The organism is Clostridium sp. DJ247, from assembly GCF_014231265.1.
Genome location: NZ_JABAIW010000103.1, coordinates 1 through 5549 on the forward strand (window position 1 = coordinate 1; position 5549 = coordinate 5549).

Sequence of the window (5549 nt, forward strand, 5' to 3'; positions counted from 1 at the left end):
AATTTTCAAAGATCTTGTCGCTTCTTAGCGACTTATTTATCTTATCATGGTCACTTAACTTTGTCAACAACTTTTTTAAGTTGTTTTTTTGTTAAGTTTTGTCGTTTCTTCAAGCGACATGTGTTATTGTATCATAAAAATTTACTGCTAAATATTCAAATACTAGTATTTTTTAGACTTATATAAGCATATCTCGCTATTTCTACATATTACTTACTTTTTATTATATTGATACACTAGGTACAGTTTTCAATTAATTTTAGAACAAATAAAAAAGTGTACTATTATAAATACACTTCTTCTACTCTATCTAGACTTGTAAAATGTTACGTGATCTCTCCACTTCCCGTTAATAAATAAATACTTTTCATTGATACCTAATTCTTTAAATCCACAGGATTTAAGTACTCCTTGAGATCTTAGATTCTCTACAAGTGTTGAAGCTTCTAATCTATGTAAATCCATTTCTTCAAAAGCATATTTAGCAACAAGATTTAATGCTTCTTTCATATATCCTTTTCCTTGTTCACTTTTATCAATAGAATATCCTACAAAAGCGCTCCTAAATATCCCCATAACTATATTTGATATCTGTATTTTACCGATAAATTTGTTGTTTTTATAAATTCCAAAGTTAATACTATCGCCATTTAAGAACTGTTTATATCCTTCTATTAGGTTTCTTCTTTGATAATCTAGGGTATAAAAACTTTCATCTCTATCAGGTTCAAATGGTTTTAGATATTCTTTATTTCTTGAGTAATAATCTAGTAGATTCTCAGCATCACTTGGAATTAACACTGAAATATCTATATTTTTTCCCTTTATTTTTAAACTTTTATTTATGTTTTGATTTCTAAAAGCTTCATAATCTATACCAAATAACAACTCATCTCTAAATATATTATTAAATACTATACTACTTGAAATTATCCCTTCCAATATAAATCCTAAGTCTGTAAAAGACATAATATTTATTTCTTCATCAGCTATTACGTTAATCTTATTTATATTCATATCTTTAAATAAAGACATACAGAATATCTCTAATATTTGCTTTAACAATTCATAACTGTTTTCTCTTGACTTATAAAATTTAATTCTAAAATTACAATACCTATTTTCTTTAGAAAGCTCAACAATAAATATTCTTCCTAAGGTTATTCCTAAAGTATCTCTTATTATATACTCATTCTTATTTACATTTATCGGATCTATAGTCACGTGTGGCACCTTTAACATATCACTCTCTCCCATGTTTTAAAATAAAAGATTTCGTTAAGTTATCTCATATCTTTTCTATACTTTTAAGCTGATTCAAGTTAAATTATAACACAAAAAATGTTGATAATATAAAACTATATGTTTATATTATTTATAGGATTTCAAATATAAATAAGGATGTGACATTTATGAATAAACAATCTATTTCTAAATTAAATCTTTTTCTTTTAGGAATTAAAAGTAGATTTGAAGAGAACTCTAATATATTTAAAAATATCTCTATTAAGTATACAGCTGGCTTAAAGAATTTTAATGGTACAGGTGAATATGATTCTGAAAATATTAAATTTAATTTTAATGGGAAAACAGAACTGTTATCTATGGACGACTTAATCCTGTTTATATGTAATGAAGCTAGTAATTACGATACCTTATCGCTAACATATAGTGAAAGAGGATCTGATATACTAATTGAAGCAGATAATAAAAATGTTAAGATGAAAAATGTAGAAGTTAAAGAAACTAAAGAAAATACTTCTCATACTATTGCTGAAACTTCTACACTGCTTAATAGAAACTATTACATTAAAGTTGGCAAAGCTGATTCATTGTTAAAAGAAATAGGCATTATGAGTAAAGAAGGAAAAGTTAAAAATGATAGAATAAGAAAGTATAACCAAATAGATCATTACGTAGAACTTTTTGATGAAATGCTAGGAAAACTTCCTAAGACTGAAACCTTAAGAATATTAGATTGTGGTTGTGGAAAGTCTTATCTAAGCTTCGTATTAAACTATTATCTAACAGAAGTTAAAAAGATTAAATGTCATTTTATAGGCCTTGACTATAAAGAAAGCGTTATAGAATCGTCTAAAAAAATTGCTGGCAATTTAGGTTATAGAAATATGGAGTTTCATGCAATAGATATTAAAAACTATAATCCTAAAAATAAGATAAATATAGTAATGTCTCTTCACGCCTGCGATACTGCTACTGATATGGCCTTAGCACTTGGTATAAAATTAGAGTCAGATGCGATAGTTTCGGTTCCTTGCTGTCATAGAGAACTCCTAAGCCAATATTCTTATGAACCTTTTAAAGATATATTAAAATATGGTGTTTTTAAAGCAAGAATGGCTGATATCTTAACTGATGGGATGAGATCATTGATGCTTGAAGCTAAAGGATATGACGTTTCTGTAGTTGAGTATATTTCGCCTCTAGAGACCCCTAAAAATTTAATGATAAGAGCTTTAAAAGTAAAAGATGAGAATGATGATGCTATGTCTAAATATTTAAGTCTCATGAGTAACCTTAATATATACCCAGCTTTGTATGATTTTCTTAATCAATGGTAAATTAAAATGCTTTAATCAAAGCTAGCTTTGATTAAAGCATTTTAATAAATTTATTTTAACGTATGAATAAATAGCCCACTTCTTAATTTAGGTTCAAACCAAGTTGATTTTGGAGGCATAACTTCTCCTGCATCCGCTATGTCCATTAAATCTTGTATTGATGTTGGATACATAGAGAAGGCAACCCCCGTTTTTTGTTCATCTACTCTTCTTTCAAGTTCTCCAAGACCTCGAATACCACCCACAAAATCTACTCTGTTATTCGTTCTTGGGTTATCAATACCCAAAACTGGATCTAGTAGGTTGTTTTGAAGAATAGAAGCATCTAATCTATTAACAGGATTATTAGGATCATAAGTTTCTTTTTTTGCAGTAAGCTCATACCATTTTCCACTTAAATACATTCCGTAAGTATGGTTACTAGAAGGCTTATATGGTCTATCTTCTTCATATATGCTTATTTCAAATTTTTCCGAAACCTTAAGCATAAATTCATCAATTGAAAGTCCATTTAAATCCTTAACAATTCTGTTATAGTCCATAATACTTAGTTCAGCATGTGGAAAAAGCACTGATAGAAAGAAGTTAAACTCCTCATTGCCTGTATAATTAGGATTTTCTTCTCTACGCATTAGACCAACTTTTACCGCTGAAGCTGTTCTATGATGACCATCTGCTATATATAGATTTTCTATATTTTTAAATTTGCTGCATATATTATTTATAGTATGCTCATCATCAATAATCCATACCACATGTTGTATTTTATCTTCTGCTTGAAAATTATAAACAGGTTCTTTTTCAGTCCACAAATTTATTATATTATTAATTTCATCATCTTGCTTATAAGTTAAGAAAATAGGACCAGTATTTGCATCGCAAGTATCTACGTGTTTAATTCTATCTAGTTCCTTCTTTAACACAGTGTGTTCATGTTTTCTTATTTTATTATTTGTATAATCATCTATAGAAGTACATCCCACAATTCCAGTTTGTTCTCTTCCATTCATGATTAATCTATATATATATAAACATTTATTTTTGTCTTGTACAAACTCACCATTATTTATCATATTCTGTAGGTTACTAGCTGCCTTCTTATATACCTGTTCATCATAAGGATCTATATTTACATCTAAATCTATTTCAGCTTTATCTATATGCAAAAATGAATAGGGGTTATCCTTAACCATTTCTCTTGCTTCTACACTATTCATAACATCATAAGGAAGAGCTGCTATTTTACAAGCTAGATCTTTTCTAGGTCTAACCGCCTTAAAAGGTCTCAAAACCGCCATATTAACACCTCTTTTCTAAACATTTGCGCCGATTATATCATATTCTAAAACTTCTTTTATTATATTAACTATTTCATCACCTATTCTACCCTGAGCTTCCTGAGTTGCTGCACCTATATGCGGAGTTACAGATACTCTTGGATGATTTACAAGTTCCAAATTAGGGCTTGGTTCATTTTCAAATACATCTAGAGCTGCTCCTGCAACTTTACCAGTATTTAATGCTTCTAATAAAGCAGTTTCGTCTATAACTCCACCTCTAGCACAGTTTACTATATAAACACCATCTTTCATCATTTCAAACTGCTGCTTTCCTATTACTGCACCCTCAGCTTTGTTAAGAGGAATATGAAGGGATATAAAATCTGCTTTTCTTATAACATCATCTACACTACCAAATTCATAGTTATTATATCCTTCAGCTTTTCCTAATTTATCTGTATATATAACCTTCATTCCAAGCGCTTCAGCTCTTTTAGCAACTTCTTTAGCTATTCTTCCGAATCCTATTAAGCCAAGTGTTTTTCCATACAACTCAATTCCTTCATATTTTTTCTTTTCCCATTTTCCATCTCTCATAGTAATATTAGCTGCATGCACATATCTTGAAATAGCGAACATATGACCAATTGTAAGTTCTGCTACAGCTACACTACTAGCGTTGGGAGTATTTCTAACTTGTATATCATTATTTCTTGCATAATCTACATCAATGTTATCTACGCCAACTCCACCACGAATTACAACCTTTAATTTTCCTTTCTTAGCCTCATCTATTAATGGTTTTCTAATTTTTGTAGCTGATCTAACTATTACTGCATCAAATTCTTTTATTTTTTCTTTAAGCTCCTCTTCTCCATAATGTTTATCCTCAACTTCATAACCACACTTTTTTAATTCCTCTATTGCATTTTCTTCCATTCCATCACAAATTAATATCTTTGCCATTTTTAAATCCTCCTTAATTATCTATATTTATCACATATTATAGAAACTATATTAAGCTCAGCTTCTATAATCCTAATATATCGTTAATATTTTTAATAAGTTCTTTAATATCATGTAAAGTACATTCCGCCATATGAGCTATTCTAAAAGTCTTGTCTTTTAATTTTCCATAACCATTTGATATTTGGAATCCTCTTTTTCCTAACTCTTTATTTAAATCTCCAACATTTATATCTCTAGTATTTTTAATATTTGTAACAGTATTTGATAAATATCTCTCATCACCAAATAATTCAAAATGTTGTCTTGCCCAATTTCTAACATATTCAGCCATCTCTATATGTCTATTATATCTATTATCTAATCCTTCTTCTAATATCTTTCCAAACTGATAATCTAATGCAAACATATGAGATAGTGATGGAGTTGAAGGATATTGATAATCCTTTTTCTGTATACAATTGTAAAGTGAAAGTAAATCTAAGTAGTATCCTCTAAACTTAACAGTTTTTGCTCTTTCTACAGCCTTTTTTGAAAAAGAACAAATAGCTATTCCTGGAGGAAGTCCTATAGCTTTTTGGCTAGATGTTATACATATATCAACTCCAAGCTTGTCAACCTCTATTTTAGTTCCTGCCATAGAACTTACTGTATCTAAGCACCATACTACTTCTGGATATTTGTTTATAACCTCTGCTAATTCTTCTACTGGATTCATTAT

At 29.1% G+C, this 5549-nt stretch carries 5 protein-coding genes; 1 reads left to right on the forward strand and 4 read right to left on the reverse strand.

What is annotated here, in order from left to right:
- Positions 1 to 306 precede the first annotated feature (306 nt).
- Positions 307 to 1242 (reverse strand): GNAT family N-acetyltransferase, encoded by a 936-nt coding sequence (locus tag HGI79_RS21880; protein WP_185652790.1) that lies wholly within the window; start codon positions 1240 to 1242, stop codon positions 307 to 309.
- 170 nt (positions 1243 to 1412) lie between these two features.
- Here HGI79_RS21880 and HGI79_RS21885 point away from each other — a divergent pair, with 170 nt between their 5' ends.
- Positions 1413 to 2582 carry an SAM-dependent methyltransferase gene (locus HGI79_RS21885; protein WP_185652791.1) on the forward strand — a complete coding sequence of 390 codons (1170 nt, stop codon included), beginning with the start codon at positions 1413 to 1415 and terminating at the stop codon, positions 2580 to 2582.
- A 50-nt stretch (positions 2583 to 2632) separates the two neighbouring features.
- Here HGI79_RS21885 and HGI79_RS21890 read toward each other — a convergent pair whose 3' ends face one another.
- The 3 genes from HGI79_RS21890 to HGI79_RS21900 all read right to left on the reverse strand — a co-directional run.
- A complete protein-coding gene (locus HGI79_RS21890) occupies positions 2633 to 3880 on the reverse strand; it encodes a DUF1015 domain-containing protein (protein ID WP_185652792.1) in 1248 nt (415 codons plus the stop codon).
- A gap of 15 nt (positions 3881 to 3895) precedes the next feature.
- Positions 3896 to 4828 (reverse strand): D-2-hydroxyacid dehydrogenase, encoded by a 933-nt coding sequence (locus tag HGI79_RS21895; protein ID WP_185652793.1) that lies wholly within the window; start codon positions 4826 to 4828, stop codon positions 3896 to 3898.
- A 64-nt stretch (positions 4829 to 4892) separates the two neighbouring features.
- On the reverse strand, positions 4893 to 5549 hold a 657-nt coding region (locus HGI79_RS21900), incomplete at its 5' end, for an alanine--glyoxylate aminotransferase family protein (protein WP_185652794.1).

What these genes read in the sequence shown, in the direction of transcription:
- HGI79_RS21885 (WP_185652791.1), top strand. Translation starts at nt 1,413, where the DNA reads ATGAATAAACAATCTATTTCTAAATTAAATCTTTTTCTTTTAGGAATT.
- HGI79_RS21895 (WP_185652793.1), bottom strand. Translation starts at nt 4,828, where the DNA reads ATGGCAAAGATATTAATTTGTGATGGAATGGAAGAAAATGCAATAGAG.
- HGI79_RS21890 (WP_185652792.1), bottom strand. Translation starts at nt 3,880, where the DNA reads ATGGCGGTTTTGAGACCTTTTAAGGCGGTTAGACCTAGAAAAGATCTA.
- HGI79_RS21880 (WP_185652790.1), bottom strand. Translation starts at nt 1,242, where the DNA reads ATGTTAAAGGTGCCACACGTGACTATAGATCCGATAAATGTAAATAAG.